This window comes from Streptomyces sp. NPDC111520 (assembly GCF_055635295.1).
The window spans coordinates 381,522-399,489 of the sequence record NZ_JBVKBW010000008.1 but is presented as its reverse complement, the minus strand read 5'-3'; the positions used below and the strand labels follow the sequence as shown (position 1 = coordinate 399,489).

Annotated in this window: 16 protein-coding genes; 8 read left to right on the top strand and 8 right to left on the bottom strand. The window is 75.2% G+C overall.

What is annotated here, in order from left to right; genetic code table 11:
- Window positions 1–74: 74 nt before the first annotated feature.
- Entirely contained in the window at window positions 75–365 is a 291-nt protein-coding gene (locus tag ACZ7MY_RS21735; RefSeq protein WP_499603781.1) for a hypothetical protein, read from the bottom strand.
- A 274-nt stretch (window positions 366–639) separates the two neighbouring features.
- Here ACZ7MY_RS21735 and ACZ7MY_RS21730 point away from each other — a divergent pair, with 274 nt between their 5' ends.
- On the top strand, window positions 640–1,866 hold the full coding sequence (locus ACZ7MY_RS21730) for an amidase (protein ID WP_499603779.1): 1,227 nt from the start codon (window positions 640–642) through the stop codon (window positions 1,864–1,866).
- Here ACZ7MY_RS21730 and ACZ7MY_RS21725 read toward each other — a convergent pair.
- Complete coding sequence (locus ACZ7MY_RS21725; RefSeq protein WP_499603777.1) at window positions 1,853–2,734, bottom strand: thermonuclease family protein; 882 nt, start codon at window positions 2,732–2,734, stop codon at window positions 1,853–1,855. The genes ACZ7MY_RS21730 and ACZ7MY_RS21725 overlap by 14 nt on opposite strands.
- A 170-nt stretch (window positions 2,735–2,904) precedes the next feature.
- Between ACZ7MY_RS21725 and ACZ7MY_RS21720 the strand changes: the two genes are divergently transcribed.
- The 3 genes from ACZ7MY_RS21720 to ACZ7MY_RS21710 all read left to right on the top strand — a co-directional run bounded on the left by ACZ7MY_RS21720 (window position 2,905) and on the right by ACZ7MY_RS21710 (window position 8,535).
- Window positions 2,905–6,384: a DNA polymerase III subunit alpha gene (locus ACZ7MY_RS21720; RefSeq protein WP_499603776.1), complete on the top strand. Its 3,480-nt coding sequence runs from the start codon at window positions 2,905–2,907 to the stop codon at window positions 6,382–6,384.
- Entirely contained in the window at window positions 6,381–7,421 is a 1,041-nt protein-coding gene (locus ACZ7MY_RS21715) for a DNA polymerase Y family protein (protein ID WP_499603774.1), read from the top strand. Before ACZ7MY_RS21720 ends, ACZ7MY_RS21715 begins: the two co-directional genes overlap by 4 nt.
- A gap of 169 nt (window positions 7,422–7,590) precedes the next feature.
- Window positions 7,591–8,535: an esterase/lipase family protein gene (locus tag ACZ7MY_RS21710; RefSeq protein WP_499603772.1), complete on the top strand. Its 945-nt coding sequence runs from the start codon at window positions 7,591–7,593 to the stop codon at window positions 8,533–8,535.
- Window positions 8,536–8,544: 9 nt separating this feature from the next.
- Here the strand turns inward: ACZ7MY_RS21710 and ACZ7MY_RS21705 are convergent, their stop codons facing one another.
- The 3 genes from ACZ7MY_RS21705 to ACZ7MY_RS21695 all read right to left on the bottom strand — a co-directional run bounded on the left by ACZ7MY_RS21705 (window position 8,545) and on the right by ACZ7MY_RS21695 (window position 10,955).
- Complete coding sequence (locus tag ACZ7MY_RS21705) at window positions 8,545–9,558, bottom strand: lytic polysaccharide monooxygenase auxiliary activity family 9 protein (protein ID WP_499603770.1); 1,014 nt, start codon at window positions 9,556–9,558, stop codon at window positions 8,545–8,547.
- A gap of 272 nt (window positions 9,559–9,830) precedes the next feature.
- Complete coding sequence (locus tag ACZ7MY_RS21700) at window positions 9,831–10,586, bottom strand: DUF2637 domain-containing protein (protein WP_499603768.1); 756 nt, start codon at window positions 10,584–10,586, stop codon at window positions 9,831–9,833.
- A 54-nt stretch (window positions 10,587–10,640) separates the two neighbouring features.
- Window positions 10,641–10,955 (bottom strand): hypothetical protein, encoded by a 315-nt coding sequence (locus tag ACZ7MY_RS21695; RefSeq protein ID WP_499603767.1) that lies wholly within the window; start codon window positions 10,953–10,955, stop codon window positions 10,641–10,643.
- A gap of 118 nt (window positions 10,956–11,073) precedes the next feature.
- Between ACZ7MY_RS21695 and ACZ7MY_RS21690 the strand changes: the two genes are divergently transcribed.
- From ACZ7MY_RS21690 to ACZ7MY_RS21680, 3 genes are all read left to right on the top strand, one after another.
- Window positions 11,074–12,603, top strand: a complete 1,530-nt coding sequence (locus ACZ7MY_RS21690; RefSeq protein ID WP_499603765.1) for a carboxyl transferase domain-containing protein — start codon at window positions 11,074–11,076, stop codon at window positions 12,601–12,603.
- A 266-nt stretch (window positions 12,604–12,869) separates the two neighbouring features.
- On the top strand, window positions 12,870–14,036 hold the full coding sequence (locus tag ACZ7MY_RS21685; protein ID WP_499603763.1) for a methyltransferase domain-containing protein: 1,167 nt from the start codon (window positions 12,870–12,872) through the stop codon (window positions 14,034–14,036).
- Window positions 14,033–14,407 carry a GntR family transcriptional regulator gene (locus ACZ7MY_RS21680; protein WP_499603762.1) on the top strand — a complete coding sequence of 125 codons (375 nt, stop codon included), beginning with the start codon at window positions 14,033–14,035 and terminating at the stop codon, window positions 14,405–14,407. Before ACZ7MY_RS21685 ends, ACZ7MY_RS21680 begins: the two co-directional genes overlap by 4 nt.
- A gap of 16 nt (window positions 14,408–14,423) precedes the next feature.
- On the opposite strand, the gene ACZ7MY_RS21675 is transcribed toward ACZ7MY_RS21680, so the two are convergent.
- Window positions 14,424–14,966 carry a TrmH family RNA methyltransferase gene (locus ACZ7MY_RS21675; RefSeq protein WP_499603761.1) on the bottom strand — a complete coding sequence of 181 codons (543 nt, stop codon included), beginning with the start codon at window positions 14,964–14,966 and terminating at the stop codon, window positions 14,424–14,426.
- The gene (locus ACZ7MY_RS21670) at window positions 14,966–16,081 is read right to left on the bottom strand and encodes a DUF5925 domain-containing protein (protein WP_499603759.1); all 1,116 of its coding nucleotides are present in this window, start codon (window positions 16,079–16,081) and stop codon (window positions 14,966–14,968) included. The genes ACZ7MY_RS21675 and ACZ7MY_RS21670 overlap by 1 nt, the downstream gene beginning before the upstream one ends.
- A gap of 130 nt (window positions 16,082–16,211) precedes the next feature.
- Between ACZ7MY_RS21670 and ACZ7MY_RS21665 the strand changes: the two genes are divergently transcribed.
- Window positions 16,212–17,633 carry a xylan 1,4-beta-xylosidase gene (locus tag ACZ7MY_RS21665; RefSeq protein ID WP_499603757.1) on the top strand — a complete coding sequence of 474 codons (1,422 nt, stop codon included), beginning with the start codon at window positions 16,212–16,214 and terminating at the stop codon, window positions 17,631–17,633.
- 110 nt (window positions 17,634–17,743) lie between these two features.
- On the opposite strand, the gene ACZ7MY_RS21660 is transcribed toward ACZ7MY_RS21665, so the two are convergent.
- Entirely contained in the window at window positions 17,744–17,947 is a 204-nt protein-coding gene (locus ACZ7MY_RS21660) for a hypothetical protein (protein WP_499603755.1), read from the bottom strand.
- Window positions 17,948–17,968: the final 21 nt, after the last annotated feature.

Below are 17,968 nucleotides of genomic sequence, written 5' to 3'. Positions count from 1 at the left end.
GCGGCGGAGTCCGGGGCCCGGCCGTGCGCGGCCGGGGGAGCCGCACCGGGTGCCGGGCGGCCGGGACCGGGGGGTCAGTGGAACCGGCGGTGCAGGGGGAAGGCCATGACCGTCGCGCCGACGTGCACGGCCCGGTGCGCCGGGCGCGGCGCCTTGGCCTCCTCGTGCAGGCCGACCAGCAGCGCCGCGAGCCGGTGCCGGAAGTCGTCCCAGACCTCGGCGTCCTCGTCCTCCGGGTACCGCGGGGGCCGTGCGCCGCACGGCGGCTCCACCAGGCCGGCGGCCGCGAGGCGGCGCAGGCGGCTCACCATGCGCAGCCGGCCGGGGTGCGCCACGGGTCTGGAGAGGATGTCGGTCGCCGTCATGGCGGTCAGTAAATCGTGCCGTCCCCTTGCCTTCGCAACCCCTGAGTAGCCACTGGGGTGACGCGCGCGTGACACGGGTTGACGGGTGGGGCGAGGGAGCATCCACGTGACATCGGGACGTGACGAATCTCGCACCGACGCGGTGTTTGGGGCGCCCGGGAGGGCGCGTACCCTCGCCCCCTTCCGGGCCGGGCCGCCCGTCCCGCCCCGCGGGGGCCCGCGGGGCGGGGCGATGACGCCGTGTCCGGGGAAGGCCGGGGCTTTTCGGCGTAGCGTGGCGGCCGTGACGGATCTGGTGGCACGGACTTGTGACCGCATCGACCGGCTCGACGCCCGGATCAAGGCGTTCGTGCGGGAACCGGACCGGCGGGGCAGGCTGGCGGCGGAGGCGGCCGCGGCGCCACCGGGTGCGCTGTCCGGGGTGATGGTGGGCGTCAAGGACATCGTCCGGATCGACGGGATGGAGACCAGGGCCGGGTCCGCGGTGCCGCCGGAGGCGCTGGCCGGGCCGCAGGCACCGCTGGTGGACCGACTGCGGGCGGCCGGGGCGCTGGTCGCGGGGAAGACGGTGACGGCCGAGTTCGCGGTGACCGCCCCGGGGCCGACTCGCAATCCGCACAACACCGCCCACACGCCGGGTGGTTCGAGCAGCGGTTCGGCGGCCGCGGTGGCGGCGGGCATGGTGCCGCTGGCGGTCGGGACGCAGACCGTCGGCTCGGTGGTCCGGCCCGCGGCCTACTGCGGGGTGGTGGGCTTCAAGCCGACCTTCGGACGCGTACCGGTGGACGGGGTGATCGCCAACGCCCCGAGCTTCGACACGGTCGGCGTGCTCGCCGTCGACGTGGCCACGGCGGCGCGCGGCGCGTCCGTCCTGTGCGACGACTGGCGGGAGCCGCCGGCCGGCGAGGGCCGGCCGGTGCTCGGCGTTCCCGTCGGCCCCTACCTGGACCGGGCCGGGGCGGAGGCCCGGGAGGCCTTCGCGGCCCAGGTCAAGCGGCTGGAGGCGGCGGGCTGGACGGTCCGCGAGGTGCCGGTGATGGCGGGCCCGGGCGAGTTCGACGCGGTCGTACGGCAGTTGTACGTCATGAACCGCTACGAGGCGGCCCGTACGCACGCCGACTGGTTCCCCCGGTACGGCCACCTGTACCGCGAGCAGACGGTCGCCGCCATCCGCGAGGGCCACGCCGTCGGCCGCGACGACTACGAGCGGGCCGAGGGCGAGCGCCGGGTCTTCCGCGAGCGGCTGCTCGCGGCCATGGGGGAGGTCGACGTCTGGCTGGCGCCGTCCGCCACCGGCCCCGCCCCCTTCGGGCTGGGCAGCACCGGCGACTCGGTGATGTGCCTGCCGTGGAGCAACGCCGGCTTCCCCGCGGTGAGCCTGCCCGCCGGGTTCGCCGCGAACGGCCTGCCGCTCGGTCTGCAGGCCGTCGGACGCCCCGGCGAGGACGAGGAACTGCTGCGGTGGGCGGCCGGGTTCGCCCCGGTCGTCAGGCCTCGGTGAAGACCAGGTCCTCGATCGGGACGGTCATCCGCACGGTGTGGTCGCCGGTCACCTCGACGACCCGGTGCAGTCCCCGCACCTGCGTGCGGGGGGTGTCCGAGGACAGGATCCGGTAGCTGTCCGCCGCCCCCGCCAGATAGGCGCGGAAGGCGGCGAGGGAGGGCTCGCCGAGCGCGAGGTAGTCGAAGAGCCGCCGGAAGAGCTTGGGGACGAGCACCGCGTCGTCGGTGAGCGAGGAGAGCCCGGTGATCTTCGCCCCGGTGGTGCTCACGTCGCCGGGCCACAGCCCCTTGCCCGCGTCCCGGGCCTGCCGGGCGGCCTCGGTCAGCTCCTGGCGCAGGTCCTCGTAGAGGTTGCTGTAGAAGGTGGGGTAGGCCAGGCCCTCGGTGATCAGGTGGTGGTTGACGGTCTCGCGCAGCAGCGGCACGCCGACGGTGACCTCCTGCCCGCTCTTGGTGCCCTCCGGCAGCGGGCCGCGGCCGGCCAGGGCGACGCAGCGGCCGTGCACGTCCACCCCGCCGGTCAGGATCCAGCCGGGGACGCTCTCGGGGGCGGACGCGACGACGCGCTCGTCGCCGGGCTCGCGCTCCACGGCGGTGAAGCCGAGCCAGCGCAGCAGCTCGTCCCGGGCGGCGTGGGCGAAGGGCAGCGGCTGGTGGGCGGGGGCGGAGGTGGGGCCGTAGTGGGTCTCCAGCGCGTCGACGGCGTCCAGGCGCAGCTTGCCCCGGCAGGAGTTGGTGAGGTCGAGCCCGAGCCCGCCCCTGACCCGGTTCCAGTCGGGGTGGCGGGTGGGGGTGAAGCCGACGGTGTCCCCGTCCGGTTCGGTGTTCTTTATCTGGAAAGAGCCCTTGACCAGCAGCATCGGCATGGCGACTCCCCGTCGGGGTGCGAGCGTCGGTGACGTCGTGTGCATGAAACCACGCGGAGGGTGGCGGAGGACAGGGATCCGGCGCGTCTTCGTACACATGTTCGACAAGTGGTCTATGGTGGGTGGCAGAGGGTTCGGAAGGGGGGAGACGTGAGCGGTCGGAGGTGCGTATGGCGGGATTCACGCACCTGCACACCGTCTCCGGCTTCTCGCTGCGGTACGGGGCCTCGCACCCCGAGCGGCTCGCCGAGCGCGCCGCCGAACGGGGGATGGACGCGCTGGCACTGACCGACCGGGACACCGTGGCCGGTGTGGTGCGCTTCGCCAAGGCGTGCGTGCGGGCCGGGGTGCGGCCGCTGTTCGGCGCCTCCCTGGCGGTGCCGGCGGCGTACGCCGGAGGGGGCGCCGCCCCGCAGACCGGCTCCCGGACCGCCCCGCCGGCCGCCCGGCGGCGCACCCCGGTGCGCGGCGGGGCCTTCGTGCCGGAGGCGACCGACCGGGCGGTGTTCCTCGCCCGCGACCGCCGCGGCTGGGGCACGCTGTGCCGGCTGGTCAGCGCCGCCCACACCGACGGCGGCATCGGCTGGGAGGACCTGGGGCGGGAGGGGCTGTACGTGCTGCTCGGCGCGGACTCCGAGGTCGGCCGCGCGCTGGCGGCCGGACGCCCCGACCGGGCCGCCCGGCTGCTGCGCCCCTGGCGCGAGGTGTACGGGGACGCGCTGCGCCTGGAGGCCGTGCACCACGGCCGCACCGGCACCGGGTACGGCTCGCTGCGGCTCGCCGCCCGCACCGTCGGCTTCGCCGTCGAGCAGGGCGTCGTCCCGGTGCTGAGCAACGCCGTCCGCTACGCCGACCCCGGGCAGGGGGAGGTGGCCGACGTCCTTGACTCGGCGCGCCGCCTGGTGCCCGTCGACGTGCGCGACACCGGGAGCCTGGACAGCGGCGAGCGCTGGCTGAAGGACTCCGGGGACATGGCGCGCACCGCCGAACGGGTCATGGAGGCGGCCGGGTTCACCCGCGGCGACGCCCGCCGGCTGCTGCGGTCCACCGAGGAGACCGCCGCGGGCTGCGCCGTCGACCCCGAGGAGGACCTGGGGCTCGGGCAGGTGCACTTCCCCGAGCCGGAGGTCGTCGGCGCGGGCGCCCGCACCGCCGACCGCGTGCTGCGCTCCCACTGCGCCGCCGGGATGGTCCGCGAGGGCCACGACCGGGACCCGGAGTACTGGACGCGGCTCGACCACGAACTGCGGATCATCGAGCGGCTCGGGTTCGCCTCGTACTTCCTCACCGTCGGCCAGGTGGTCGCCGACGTACGGGAGATGGGCATCCGGGTCGCGGCGCGCGGCTCGGGCGCCGGCTCGCTCGTCAACCACCTGCTGGGCATCGCCGCCGCCGACCCCGTCGAGCACGACCTGCTCATGGAGCGCTTCCTGTCCGGCCGGCGCGCCTCCCTGCCCGACATCGACATCGACGTGGAGTCCGCCCGCCGGCTGGAGGTCTACCGGCGCATCCTGGACCGCTTCGGCGGCGAGCGGGTCGCCACCGTCGCCATGCCCGAGACCTACCGCGTCCGGCACGCGGTCCGCGACGTGGGCGCGGCCCTCGGGATGGACCCGGAGCAGACCGACCGGCTGGCCAAGGCCTTCCCGCACATCCGGGCCCGCGACGCGCGGGCCGCCCTCGCCGAACTGCCCGAGCTGCGGCAGGTGGCCGGGGAGGACCACGGCCGGCTGTGGGAGCTGGTCGAGGCACTGGACGCACTGCCGCGCGGGGTCGCCATGCACCCCTGCGGGGTGCTGCTCTCGGACGCCGGGCTGCTGGACCGTACGCCGGTGATGCCGACCAGCGGCGAGGGCTTCCCCATGTCGCAGTTCGACAAGGACGACGTCGAGGACCTCGGGCTGCTCAAGCTCGACGTGCTCGGGGTGCGCATGCAGTCCGCGATGGCGCACACCCTGGACGAGGTGGAACGGACCGGCGGCGGCCGGATCGACCTGGACCGCATCCCGCAGGGCGACCCCGCCACGTACGAACTGGTCCGCTCCGCCGAGACGCTGGGCTGCTTCCAGATCGAGTCCCCGGGCCAGCGCGACCTGGTGGGACGGCTGCAGCCGGCCACCTTCCACGACCTGGTCGTGGACATCTCCCTCTTCCGCCCCGGGCCGGTCGCCGCCGACATGGTGCGGCCCTTCATCGAGGCCCGGCACGGCCGCAAGCCCGTCCACTACCCGCACCCCGACCTGGAGCCCGTGCTGCGCGAGACCCACGGGGTCGTCGTCTTCCACGAGCAGCTCATCGACATCATGCGCGTCATGACCGGCTGCGACCGGGGGTTCGCCGACGAGGCCCGGCGCGCGCTGTCGGACGAGGCCCGGCAGGGGCGGCTGCGGGCCTGGTTCGCGGACGAGGCCCGGGAGCGCGGCTACTCCCGCGAGGTCATCCGGCACACCTGGGAGATCGTCTCGGCCTTCGGCGCGTACGGCTTCTGCAAGGCGCACGCCGTCGCCTTCGCCGTGCCGACCTACCAGTCCGCCTGGCTCAAGGCGCACCACCCGGCGGCCTTCTACGCCGGGGTGCTCACCCACGACCCCGGGATGTACCCCAAGCGGCTGCTGCTCGCGGACGCCCGGCGGCGCGGGGTGCCGGTGCTGCCGCTGGACGTCAACCGGTCGGGCGCGGCCTACCGGATCGAGCCGGTGCCCGGCGAGGAGGGCGAGGGGGCCGAGGAGGTGTGGGGGCTGCGGCTCGCGCTCTCCGAGGTGCACGGCATCAGCGAGGCCGAGGTCGCCCGGATCACCGCCGGACAGCCCTACTCCTCCCTCCAGGACCTGTGGGAGCGCGCCCGGCCGGGCCGTGCCGCCGCCGAACGCCTCGTCCAGGTCGGCGCGCTGGACTCCTTCGGGGGCAACCGCCGCGACATGCTGCTCCAGGTCGCCGAGGTGCACCGGCAGGGCCGGGCCTCCGCCTACGACGGCCAGCTCACCCTGACCGGAGGGGAGGGGGAGCCGGCGTTCGCGCCGGTCGGCCTGCCCGACATGGACGACGGCGAACGGCTCGGCGCCGAACTCGGCGTCCTCGGCATGGACGCCTCCCGCCACCTGATGGACGACCACCTCGCCTTCCTGGAGGAGCTGGGCGCGATCCCGGCGAACCGGCTGCGCGAGGTGCGGCACGGCGAGACCGTGCTGGTCGCCGGGGCCAAGGCGGCCACCCAGACGCCGCCCATCCGCTCCGGGCGCCGGGTCGTCTTCACCACCCTCGACGACGGCACCGGCCTGGTCGACCTCGCCTTCTTCGACGACAGCCACGAGGCCTGCGCCCACACCGTCTTCCACTCCTGGCTGCTGCTGGTCCGCGGGGTGGTCCAGCGCCGCGGCCCGCAGAGCCTGTCCGTCGTCGGCGCCGCCGCCTGGAACCTGGCCGAACTGGTCGAACTGCGCAAGGAGGGCGGCCTGGAGGCGGTCGCGGCGCGCCTGGCCGAGACCCCGGGCGAACCCGCCGGCCTCCCGGCGCCCCCGCCCGCGGGCCGCCGGGTCCGCATGTCCACCGGTTACGAGATGCACCCCTGGGCCGATCTGCGGCCCGCGGGCGAGGGCGTCCCGACCGGCCGCAAGCTGTGGCACTCCAGCCCGGGGAGCGCGGGACGATGAGCGCCGACCTGACGCGGAGTTTGCAGGCCGGGCGGCGCCCGCAGCCGCCGGGGACCCCGCCCGCACCGCACGTGCTGTACGTGCACTTCCACGCAGCCGAGGAGCGGTACGAGCCGCTGCTCGCGCTGCTCGGCGGCTTCACCCCCGTCGTCCAGGCACTGCCGCCCGACGCCGCGCTCGCCGACGTCCGCGGGGCGCTGCGCTACTTCGGGCGCGACGCCGCGGGACTGGCCACGCTGCTGCGGGTGCGGCTGCTCGCGCTCCACGGCGTGGACTGCACGATCGGCGTCGGCCCGAACCCGCTGCTCGCCCGGATGGCGGCACAGGACGGACCGGAGGGCGCGGTGCGCGTCGCTCCCACCGACCCCGCCGCCGTCGCGGCCTTCCTCGCCGAGCGCCCGGTGGCGGCGCTGCACGGCGTCGGCCCGGCGACGGCACGGCAGTTGGCCACGTACGGCCTGGACACGGTGGGACGGGTGGCGGCCGCGCCCCTGGGCACCCTGCAGCGCATCCTGGGCGCCGCGGCGGGCCGCAGGACGCACGAGCGGGCCCGCGGCATCGACCCGGCCCCGGTCGTCCCGAACGCCCCCGCCCGCTCGGCCGGGGCCGAACGCCGCTTCGGCCACGACGAGCTGGACCCGGTGCGGCACCGCCGTGCCCTGCTGTCGCTCACCGAGGAACTGGGCTCCTCGCTGCGCGCGTCGGGCCGGGTCGCGCGCTCACTGACCCTCACCGTCCGCTACGCCGACCGCTCCACGACCACCCGCACCCGCGCGCTGCCCGAGCCGAGCGGCCACGGCACCGCCCTCGCCGAGGCCGCGTACCGGCTCTACGAGGGGCTGGGACTGCAGCGGGCCCGGGTGCGCGGACTCGCGCTGCGCGCCGAGGGGCTGACGGACGCCGGACTCGCGACGCTGCAGCTCAGCCTGGACCCGGGGGACGAGAAGGCGCGCCGCATCGAGGCGGTCGCGGACCGGGCGCGGGCCCGCTTCGGCCCGCGGGCGCTGATGCCCGCGGCGCTGTCGGGCGCCGCCTGACGCCCCATTATCACATCGACGTGAAGCCGACGTGATGAATTCTTTACCGACCGGTAGCTGGCGACGTTTGTTACTCACTCGTAAATTGACGGAAGCTCAGCACTCTGGTGATCCGGATCACAGGCTGCACGGGAGCCAGTCCTTCCCCCACCTGCGAGGAGATCGCTCGATGCTGCCCATCAGACCGCGATCAGCGCTCCGGCTCCTCTCCGCGCTGACTCTCACCGCCGCCCTCTTCGCCACCCCCGTCCTGGCGGACACCACCACCGCCGCACTGGCGAAGGCCCCCGCGTCCGGTACCAAGACCACCACGGCCGTCAACGCCGCGGCCACCGCCGCCGGCGCCACCGCGAGCAGCGGCTGGAACAACTGGTCCTGCAAGCCGTCCGCCGCCCACCCGCGGCCCGTCGTCCTCGTCCACGGCACCCTCGGCAACTCCATCGACAACTGGCTCGGGCTCGCGCCCTACCTGGTCAAGCGGGGCTACTGCGTCTACTCCCTCGACTACGGCCGGCTGCCCGGTGTGCCCCTCTTCTACGGGCTCGGCCCCATCGCCGCGTCCGCCCAGCAACTCGCCGACTACGTCGACCGGGTCCTCGCGGCCACCGGCGCGGGCAAGGTCGACGTCGTCGGGCACTCCCAGGGCGGCATGATGCCGCGCTACTACATGAAGTTCCTGGGCGGTGCCCCCAAGGTGAACGCCCTGGTCGGCATCGCGCCCAGCAACCACGGCACCGACCTGGGCGGGCTGCTCAAGCTGCTGCCCTACTTCCCCGGCGCGGCCGAGGCCATCGAGCACCTCACCCCGCAGGGACTGACCGACCAGATGGCCGGATCGGCCTTCCTCACCCAGCTGAACGCCGGCGGCGACACCCTGCCCGGCGTCCGCTACACGGTGATCGCGACCACGTACGACGAGGTCGTCACGCCGTACACCTCGCAGTTCCTGTCCGGCCCCGACGTGCGCAACGTGGTGCTGCAGGACCTGTGCCCGCTCGACCTGTCCGAGCACGTCCTCGCCGGGCTGACCGACCGCATCGTGTTCCACGAGACGGCCAACGCCCTCGACCCGGCGCACGCCAAGGCGACCGACTGCGGGGACGTCTTCAGCTGACGGTCCGCCTCAGCCGGCGTTCCCCGCCCGGCGCCTTCGGGCGACCAGCAGCAGCACCGACGCACCGAGCGTCACGGCGGCGGCCCCCGCCGCCATCAGCGAGGTCGTGCCGGTGCTGCTGCTCCCGGTCTGCGCGAGGTCCGCGCCGGCCGGGGAGGCCTCCGCCGTCGTGGAGGGCTCCGGGAGCGGGCTCGCGGAGCCCTCCACGGCGGTCTGCGCGTGATGGCGGTGGCGCACCGTCGACCGGTCCGCCCCGGCGGAGACCTGCGCGTCGTCCGGCACGGAGGCGGTGGGCGCGGGGGCGGTCGTGGCCGCGGCCGGGGCGCCCCCGGTCGTGGCGGGGGCCGAGGTGGCGGGCGCGGCGGGTGCCTCCGGGGCCTTGCCGGTGTCCGCGCCGAAGACCACGTCCGAGCAGGAGTAGAAGGCCTCCGGGCTGTCCGAGCGCTGCCAGATCGCGTAGACCAGCTGGCGCCCCGACCGGGCCGGCACGTCCACCGGCAGGACGTAACTGCCGTCCCGCACCGGGGGGTCGGTGACCTTGGCGAAGGGCCGCGCGTCCAGGTCCGACCACGTCAGCGGCCTCGACGGGTCGTACCCCGCCTTCGTCATGTACAGCTCGAACGCGCCCTTGTGGCGGGCCGTCACGCGGTACGTCAGCTCCTGCCGTCCCGGTGCCATCCCCGTCGCCGGCCAGTCGGCCCGCGCCAGGTCCAGCGCCTTGAACTCCTCGTTGCCGGCGCTGCACAGCCTGCCGTCCGGTATCAACTGCCGGTGGCGCCCGGCCGCGTCGCCGATGCGCACCCCGTTCCAGTCGTAGAAGGCCTGCGTGCCGCCCGCCGCGACCGCCGCCCGGCACGCCGCCGACGACGGGTGCTCGGGGTTCTCCGCGTAGCAGGTCAGCACCCGGCTGACCGGGCCGCCCATGGTGCCGTGGGCGTTCGCCGGTCCCGCCGCCAGGCCGGTCAGCGCGAGCGGTCCGATCCCGAGGGCGGCGGCCAGGGCGGCCGTTCTGCGTGCGGTCATGGTGGGGTTCTCCTTCGGCGGTGGCCCGGGGTGCGCGGGGTGCCGGGACCCCGTCGGCGCCGCCCCCGTGCGCGGCGCCGACGGGCATCGGCGAACCAGCACGCTAGCCGCGCCGCAGGGGCGGAACCCCTGTTCGGGGGAGCTGCGGACGATCTTTATGGCGGCGTTAAGGCATCGCTAAGCGGGGGCTGAGGCTGCGGGACGCGCCCGAGCGCGGGCCTCGCCGGGCCCGCGGCCCCGGCCCGCTCGACGGGCCGGGGAGGGGCGCCGTGTCAGGAGGAGTGCCGGCTGCGGGAGGTGCGGCGCGGCGGGTGGGTGAGGGTGATCTGCCGTACGAGCTGGTGGAAGCAGGACAGCGCGGCGATGGCGGGCAGGCTGGCGACGGTCCAGTCGGTGATCGTCCGGGGGGCGGAGGCGACGCAGAACAGGATCGCGAAGGCCGAGAAGAGCAGTACGACCGCCCAGGAGTGCGGTGCGCGGCGCTGGTGCAGCGCGGCCCGCAGGATCGACAGCGAGGCCACCATCCAGGGGCCGTAGACCAGCAGCGGCCACCAGTCGGCCAGCCCCGACGCCCCGTTGGTGGCGGCGATGTGCCGCAGCGGGTCGTGGGCGACCATCCCGCCGAGCACGCTCACCATGGCCACGATCGTGGCGGCGACCGCCGCGACGACGAAGCTGAGCGTCTGGGTCCTGGTCACCTTCTGCCGCAGCGCCGCTCCGCGGATCCTGCGGTGCCGGTGCCGGGTGAGCGGCAGTTCGTGCGTCGCGGCCTCCGGGGAGGGCGCGGCGAAGACGTCGTCCTCGTCGTCCTCGTCCACGTCGTCCAGCAAAGGGGGTTCGAGGAGCTGGGCCAGTTCCTCCTCGGACGTCCACACCCCGTTCAGGACGTCGTAGTCAGGGGCGGAGAAGACGCCGTTCCCCGAGGTGTCGTCCGGGGCCTGGCGGGGACTGTAAATGGTGTGGCCGTTGAGGTCGTCCTCGTACGGCACGTCGTTCTCGAAGCGGAAACGGTCCTGCAAAGGCGGCATGTAGGAATTCCTGTCGGGGCCGGGCGTGTGCGGGGGATACGGGGAATGCACGCCCTAATACCGCCCGTCCAGATCGATGCCGGAGCAGCGGCGGGTGAAATCACCCTCGATCCCGACCATTTCGTTGGCGAACTGTTCCAGTTCCGAAGAGCAGTACACGAGGGGAATGTGCTCCTCGCCGCGCTCGATGTAGGCGTCCGAACTCTGCCCGAAGAATCCCGCCGTCCCCGGGACGAAGACCCATTCCCCGAGGGGGAGGCCTTCCGGCGGGCGGTACGGACGGCTGCGGCGGATGGGCGCCGGGACCGTCCGGGGGACCTCACTCCCGGACGGCGCACCCGGCGCGTTCTGGGGATCGACTGTGACCACATCCCCACAACGACCTTCGGCCCGTGATGGAGTTGCGCCGTCCGAGTGACCTCCGCCCCGTGTTCCGTGAGGTGTTGGCCCTGGCCACCGCCTCCGTCGGGCACCCTAGGGTGGCCCCATGACCGAACCGACGCGCCGCCGCGCGGCCGCCCTCGAGCTCATCGACGCCGTCGTCGACCGCGGCACCTGGCACGGCTGGGACGAGCCCGTGACCGCCCTGCCCGGGTACCTCGACGACCCCGGCTACCGCGCCGACGTCGCCCGGGCCCGTGAGCGCACGGGGCTCGACGAGTCGGTCGTCACCGGCGAGGGGCGGATCCGCGGCCGCCGGGTCGCCGTCGTCGCGGGCGAGTTCCGCTTCCTGGGCGGCTCGATCGGCGTCGCCGCGGGCGAACGCCTCGTACGGGCCGTCGAACGGGCCACCCGCGAACGGCTGCCGCTGGTGGCCTCGCCCGCCTCGGGCGGGACGCGGATGCAGGAGGGCACCATCGCGTTCCTGCAGATGGTCAAGGTCGCGGCGGCCATCACCGACCACAAGGCGGCCGGTCTGCCGTACCTGGTCCACCTGCGGCACCCGACCACGGGCGGGGTCTTCGCGTCCTGGGGCTCCCTCGGGCACGTCACCGCCGCCGAACCCGGTGCGCTCATCGGCTTCCTCGGCCCGCGGGTCCACGAGGCCCTGTACGGGGAGGAGTTCCCGGCCGGCGTCCAGGTCGCGGAGAACCTGCTGGCCAACGGCATCGTCGACGCGGTCCTGCCCTCCGGGGGGCTCGCGGACGCCGCGGCCCGGGTCCTCGGGGTGCTGAGCGGCGACTCGTCGGCCGCCCCCGACCCCGGCGGGGCCGGACCCGAGCCCGACGCGCCCGTCCCCGTTCCCACCGCCGAGGAGTCCATCCGGCGCTCGCGGCGGCCCGAACGGCCGGGGCTGCGCGCCCTGCTGGCGGTGGCCGCCCGGGACGTGACCCCGCTCAGCGGCACCGGCGCAGGGGAGCGGGACCCCGGACTGCTGCTGGCGCTCGCCCGCATCGGCGGCACGCCCTGCGTCGTCCTCGGCCACGACCGGCGCGAGACGGGCGACGGCCGGCCGCCCGCACTGGGCCCCGCCGGCCTGCGGGTCGCCCGCCGCGGCATGGGCATCGCCGCGGAACTGGACCTGCCGCTGCTGTCCGTCGTCGACACCGCGGGCGCCGCCCTCTCCCGGGAGGCCGAAGAGGGCGGGCTGGCGGGCGAGATCGCCCGCTCCCTCGCCGACCTGATGACCGTGCCCGCGCCCACGCTGTGCCTCCTGCTCGGGCAGGGCGCCGGCGGGGGCGCGCTCGCGCTGCTGCCCGCGGACCGGGTGGTCGCGGCCCGCCACGCCTGGCTCTCCCCGCTGCCGCCCGAAGGGGCCTCCGCGATCCTCCACCGGACGACGGAGCGGGCGTACGAGGTCGCCGGGCGCCAGGGCGTGCGCTCGGCGGACCTGGCCGCGCACGGCATCGTCGACCGGGTGGTGGAGGAGACCCCCGACGCGGCGGACGAGCCCGAGGCGTTCCTCGTCCGTCTCGGCGCTGTCCTGGGCGCGGAACTCGCTGCCCTCCGGACCCGGCCGCGCGCCGTCCGCCTGGCGGCCCGCCGCACCCGCTACCGGAACCTCGGCCTGAGCTGACACCCCTCCGCGGCCCGCGCCCCGCCGGGGGAATCCGCAGGGGGTGGCTCCGCGGGATCGCCCGGCCGTTGTCCGGCCGGGGAGCGGTCGTTGACGCCGCGCAGTCGCGGGGCCGGCGACGCCCGCCGGCCCACGGACGCCGGGTCTGATGCGGGTGGCCGCCACCGCGTCCTGCCGGTGCGCCGGACGGCGGCCTCCGCGCCTGCGGCGGCGGGGGCGGCCCGCGGTCATCGGGCGTTGTCAGTGGCGGGTGGAAGGATCACGGGGTGGGCGAACTCAGCAGTGACGCGTACTGGGACACCGTGGCCGACCGCTTCGACGAGGAGCCGGACCACGGTCTGCGGGACCCCGCGGTGCGGGAGGCATGGGCGGCGCGGCTGCGGGGATGGCTGCCCGGCGCCCCGGCGGACGTGCTCGACCTCGGCTGCGGCACGGGCAGCCTCGCGCGGCTCGCCGCCGAGCAGGGGCACCGGGTGACGGGCGTCGACCGTTCGCCGCGGATGGCCGCGCTGGCCCGGGCGAAGCTGGCCGGCACCGGGGCCCGGGTCCTGGTCGGGGACGCCGCCGGACCGCCCGTCGCGGACGGCCGGTTCGACGTGGTGCTCGTCCGCCACGTGCTGTGGGCGCTGCCCGACCCCGTGGCGGCGCTGCGCCGCTGGGCCCGGCTGCTGCGCCGCGGCGGACGCCTGGTGCTGGTCGAGGGCTGCTGGGGGGAGGTCGAGCCCGCGGGCATCCGCGCCGCCGAACTGGCCGCGATGGTCCGGCCGCTGGCCGAGCACACCCAGGTCGAGCAGCTCGCCCACGACACCGCGCTGTGGGGCCGCCCGGTCCACGACGAGCGCTACGCCGCGGTCGTGCGGATCAATCAGCCCCGCAGGCACACGGAGATCGTCGACGTCCACCTCGTGCTCCGCCGCGGCGGGCAGGTCCTGCTCGGCCGCCGGGTCAACACCGGTTACGCCGACGGCCTGCTGCACGCCCCCTCCGGGCACGTCGAGGACGGCGAGGACGTCCTCACCGCCATGATCCGCGAGGCCCAGGAGGAGGTGGGCGTCGTGCTGCGCCCCGAGGACGTCTCCGTCGCCCTCGTCATGCAGCACCGCGCGCCCGGCGGCGGCGAGCGCATCGGCTGGTTCTTCACGGCGGACGGCGACGCCCACGAACCGGTCAACCGCGAGCCGGAGAAGTGCTCGGAGCTCGGCTGGTTCCCCCTGGACGCGCTGCCGGACGACATGGTGGCGTACTGCAGGGCCGGCCTGGAGGCGTACCGCGCGGGTGAGCGCTTCGTGCTGCACCTGCACGAGCCGGGCGACTCCATCGCCCACGACCCGGCGGGTCCAGGCCGTGCCGTCCTCCTCGCGGACGGCGTGTGCAGCACAATGGCCGCGACAAACAGCGCCGATCCGTCCCGCCGGGAGGACGACACACCGTGAGCCTCAAGATCACCGTCAGGCCGGACGCGGCCACCGCCCCCTACGAGCAGCTGCGCGAGCAGATCGCCGACCAGGCCCGTTCCGGCGCCCTGCCGGTCGGCTACCGGCTGCCGACCGTCCGCGGCCTCGCCGACGACCTCGGGCTGGCGGCCAACACCGTGGCCAAGGCCTACCGGGCCCTGGAGGCGGACGGTGTGATCGAGACCCGCGGCCGCAACGGCACCTTCATCGCCGCCGCGGGCGACGCCGCCGCCCGGGAGGCCGCGTCCGCCGCGTCCGCCTACGCCCAGCGCGCCCGGCGCCTCGGACTGGACCGGGCCGCCGCGGAGACCGCCGTGCGGGACGCCCTGCGCGCCGCGTACGAGGCGTAGCCCGCGCCACCACCGGTCACAGCAGCCCGGCCGGCTTGTAGAGCGCCGGCGAGCCGGCGACCGCGACGTTGAGGCCGGCGTCCGTGCCCACCATCGGGATCTCCACGGCGAGGTCGAGCAGGTCGAGCGCCTCCGGCGGTATGCCGTGCTGCTCGTGCCCCAGCACGACGACGGTGGTGCGCCGCGCGGCCGGCAGGTCCGTCGGCCGTACGGCCTCCTCGGCGAGTTCCACCCCGACGACGTGCGCCCCCCGGTCGCGCTGCCGCCGCAGCCGGCCCAGGGGGTCACCGGTCCGGTGCACGCAGGCGGGCCGCCGCAGGGTGTTGCCGCGGGCGAGCGCCTCCGGCACCCAGGGGAAGCGCGGGACGACCAGGCACGCGCCGACCGCGTCGCAGGTGCGCAGCAGTGTCCCCAGGTTCACGCCGTGCAGCGGCCACAGGGGCGCCGCGTACAGGTGGTCCCAGCAGCCGTGCGACCGCGGACGGCGTTCGCGGCGCAGTTCCGCCGGGGTACGGGTCCGGATCCGCCCCCGCGCCCCGGCGGGGGGACCCCCGGCCATCAGAGGTAGAGGCCTCCGGATGCGGAGGCCGGGGTCGTCTGGTGGGGGAGCGCGGTGCCGCCGGAGGAGGACGCGGCACGGCGCAGCGCGTACAGCTCCGCGAGCGTGGCGCCGTCCCGGCCGACGCCCTCGGACGTACCGAGCCAGCCGGTCGCCTCGGCGCGGGTCAGCGGGCCCACCTCTATCCGGGCCAGGCAGCGGCCGGGACGGACCACCGCCGGATGCAGACGCTCCAGGTCCTCGTTGGTGGTGATGCCCACCAGGACGTTGCGGCCCTGGCCGAGCAGGCCGTCCGTGAGGTTGAGCAGCCGCGACAGGGCCTGCCCGGTCTGGTGCTTGGCCTGGCCGCGGATGAGCTCGTCGCAGTCCTCCAGGAGCAGCAGCCGCCAGCGGCCCGGCCCTTCGGAGTCGTCCTCGCCGATGGCGATCTCCATCAGGTAGCCGACGTCGTTGAAGAGCACCTCGGGGTCGAGGACGCAGTCCACCTGGCACCAGTCGCGCCACGACCGGGCCAGCGTGCGCAGCGCGGAGGTCTTGCCGGTGCCCGGCGGGCCGTGCAGGAGCAGCAGCCGGCCGCTGACGTCGTCGGCGGTGAGCTTCATCAGCCCGTCCATGGCCTCGGCCACGGGCGCCGTGTAGTTGCCCCGCACGTCGTCCCAGGGGGCGGCGCTGATCTGCCGGGTGATGCGGTGCGGGCCGCGGCGCGGCGCGACGTACCAGAAGCCCATGGTCACGTCGTCGGGCTGCGGTTCCGGCTGGTCCTCGGCGTCCTCGACGGCCTCGGCCAGGACGCGCCGCGCCAGCTCCTCGCTGACCGCCGTCACCGTCACGTCGGCCCGGCGGTGCCAGCGCGAGACGAGGATCGTCCAGCCGTCGCCCTCGGCGAGGGTCGCGCCGCGGTCCTTGTCCCGCGCGGAGCGCAGCACCGACCCGCCGCCCGGGAGGAGCGTCAGCCCCGACTTGACCCGGTCCAGGGACGTGCCGCAGGAGTAGGGCTGCTCGCCGGTGACGAAGCGGCTGAGGAACAGGGCGTCGATGGCGTCGGACGGCGAGTCGTCGTCGTTCATGCCGAGACGGATGGACAGGGCGCGATGCGGGGGCGTTGCGTCGGGCATGCCGCACATGATCCGGCACAAGGTCCTCATTCGCACCGGGTTTTTGCGGAGTGGCGGAATACCCCTGAATCCCTGAACGGCCGGTGAAACCGGCCCGATCCGGGCATCGCGGCGGTTACCCTGACGGGTGATGGGACGTCATGCGAACGTGCGTGTGGGGTTGCCGGGGGCCGGGCGGCGAGGCGTCACCGTGCTCCTGGGCATCGGAGTGGCCGCGCTGGTCCTCCTGTTGGCGATGTGCGATCTCGGGGGCGGCGCGGGCAGCACCGCGCGCGGCAGCGGCGGCGCGGGAGGCGGGGTGCACGGTCCGTCGACCGCGCCCACCGGCAGTCCCACGACCGGGCTGGGCTTCGGCCTGACCCACACCGAGTACAGCGCGGACCACGGCGGCCGCACGGCCAAGCGGTCCGCGGAGCGGCTGCTGTCGGAGCGTGCGCTACCGCAGAACCAGGCGATCATGGGCTGGGGCGCCGACAACCCCGAACCCTCGCCCGGCACCTACGACTTCGGGGAACTCGACGACCGGGTCGACCTGGTCCGCGCCAGCGGCGGCACGCCCGTCATCACGCTGTGCTGCGCCCCGGACTGGATGAAGGGCGGCAAGGCCGGGACGACCGACTGGTCACGGCTCGAGGTCGCCCCCGACCGCGCGCACTTCGACGACTTCGCCGCGCTCGCCGCCACCGTGGCCCGGCGCTACCCGGACGTGCGGCACTTCATCGTCTGGAACGAGTTCAAGGGCTTCTGGAACGACGGCCGGCAGCGCTGGGACTACGAGGGCTACACCGACCTCTACAACCGGGTGTACCGGGCCCTGAAGGAGGTGAACCCCGGCAACCTCGTCGGCGGCCCCTACCTCGTCATGGACAGCTTCGCCCCGGGCGACGACGGCAACGGGGACGCCTCCGCGACCCTCAAGGGCCCCTGGGGCGCCGCGGACCGGCGGGCCCTGGACGCCGTCGACTACTGGCTGGAGCACAAGGCCGGTGCCGACTTCATCGTCGCCGACGGCTCCAGCACCAGCCGCGACGACCGCATGCGGCCCGACGAGTTCGCCGCCACCGAGAAGTTCGCGGCGGTCGGCCGCTGGCTCAAGGAACGCGCCGGCGGGCTGCCCCTGTGGTGGGCCGAGTGGTACGTGGAGCCCGACGACGGCAGTGCCGGCTGGGACGAGCGCCACCGCACCGCCGTGCAGGCCACCGCGATGATGGAACTCGCCCGAGGCGGCGCCGACGCCGCCTTCTACTGGAACCCCCAGGAACGCGGCCGTTCCTGCCCCGGCTGCCTGTGGACCAGCACCGAACTCTCCTCGGGCGGTGGGGAGCAACTGCCCATGATGGACCTGCTCCGGCGCTTCGCCGCCGCCTTCCCGCCGGGCACCCGGTTCCGTGACGTGTCCGTCGCGGAGGACGACCGGCCCAACGTGCGCGTCCTCGCGGACGACCACGCCGCCCTGGTCGTCAACACGCTCGGCCGCACCATCCGGGCGACGGTCGACGGCCGTTCCTTCGACCTCCCCGCGTACGGCGTCCGCTGGCTGCGCCGGGGGTAGCCGAGCCGGGTGCGGGTGGGTGGTTCGGCTTTCCCGCCGTGTCGCGCCCTTCGGGCGCGAGACGAACCCGCACCCACCGGTCCACCGAACCTCCGGCAGACCGCAGTCGGTCAGCCCACGGTGCGGATCAGCCACTCGTCCGGGTTGTAGGTGTCCCTGGCGGGCTGCGGGGCCGTGGCCGGGGTCTCCACGAAGGTGTCCTCCGGGCGTATGCGGTCCGGCAGCTTCCCGAAGCGGGCGCGCCGCGACTGCGCGGCCTCGTCCTCCACGGCCGGGTCCGCCACGGTCCTCCGGGGGCTCTGGTCCTCGGTCATCGGGCCACCTCCTTCACTCCT

Coding starts and splice junctions, on each gene's coding strand:
- ACZ7MY_RS21735 (WP_499603781.1), bottom strand. CDS start 365: ATGACGGCGACCGACATCCTCTCCAGACCCGTGGCGCACCCCGGCCGG.
- ACZ7MY_RS21725 (WP_499603777.1), bottom strand. CDS start 2,734: ATGCCGATGCTGCTGGTCAAGGGCTCTTTCCAGATAAAGAACACCGAA.
- ACZ7MY_RS21720 (WP_499603776.1), top strand. CDS start 2,905: ATGGCGGGATTCACGCACCTGCACACCGTCTCCGGCTTCTCGCTGCGG.
- ACZ7MY_RS21715 (WP_499603774.1), top strand. CDS start 6,381: ATGAGCGCCGACCTGACGCGGAGTTTGCAGGCCGGGCGGCGCCCGCAG.
- ACZ7MY_RS21710 (WP_499603772.1), top strand. CDS start 7,591: ATGCTGCCCATCAGACCGCGATCAGCGCTCCGGCTCCTCTCCGCGCTG.
- ACZ7MY_RS21705 (WP_499603770.1), bottom strand. CDS start 9,558: ATGACCGCACGCAGAACGGCCGCCCTGGCCGCCGCCCTCGGGATCGGA.
- ACZ7MY_RS21700 (WP_499603768.1), bottom strand. CDS start 10,586: ATGCCGCCTTTGCAGGACCGTTTCCGCTTCGAGAACGACGTGCCGTAC.
- ACZ7MY_RS21690 (WP_499603765.1), top strand. CDS start 11,074: ATGACCGAACCGACGCGCCGCCGCGCGGCCGCCCTCGAGCTCATCGAC.
- ACZ7MY_RS21675 (WP_499603761.1), bottom strand. CDS start 14,966: ATGGCCGGGGGTCCCCCCGCCGGGGCGCGGGGGCGGATCCGGACCCGT.
- ACZ7MY_RS21670 (WP_499603759.1), bottom strand. CDS start 16,081: ATGCCCGACGCAACGCCCCCGCATCGCGCCCTGTCCATCCGTCTCGGC.
- ACZ7MY_RS21665 (WP_499603757.1), top strand. CDS start 16,212: ATGGGACGTCATGCGAACGTGCGTGTGGGGTTGCCGGGGGCCGGGCGG.
- ACZ7MY_RS21660 (WP_499603755.1), bottom strand. CDS start 17,947: ATGACCGAGGACCAGAGCCCCCGGAGGACCGTGGCGGACCCGGCCGTG.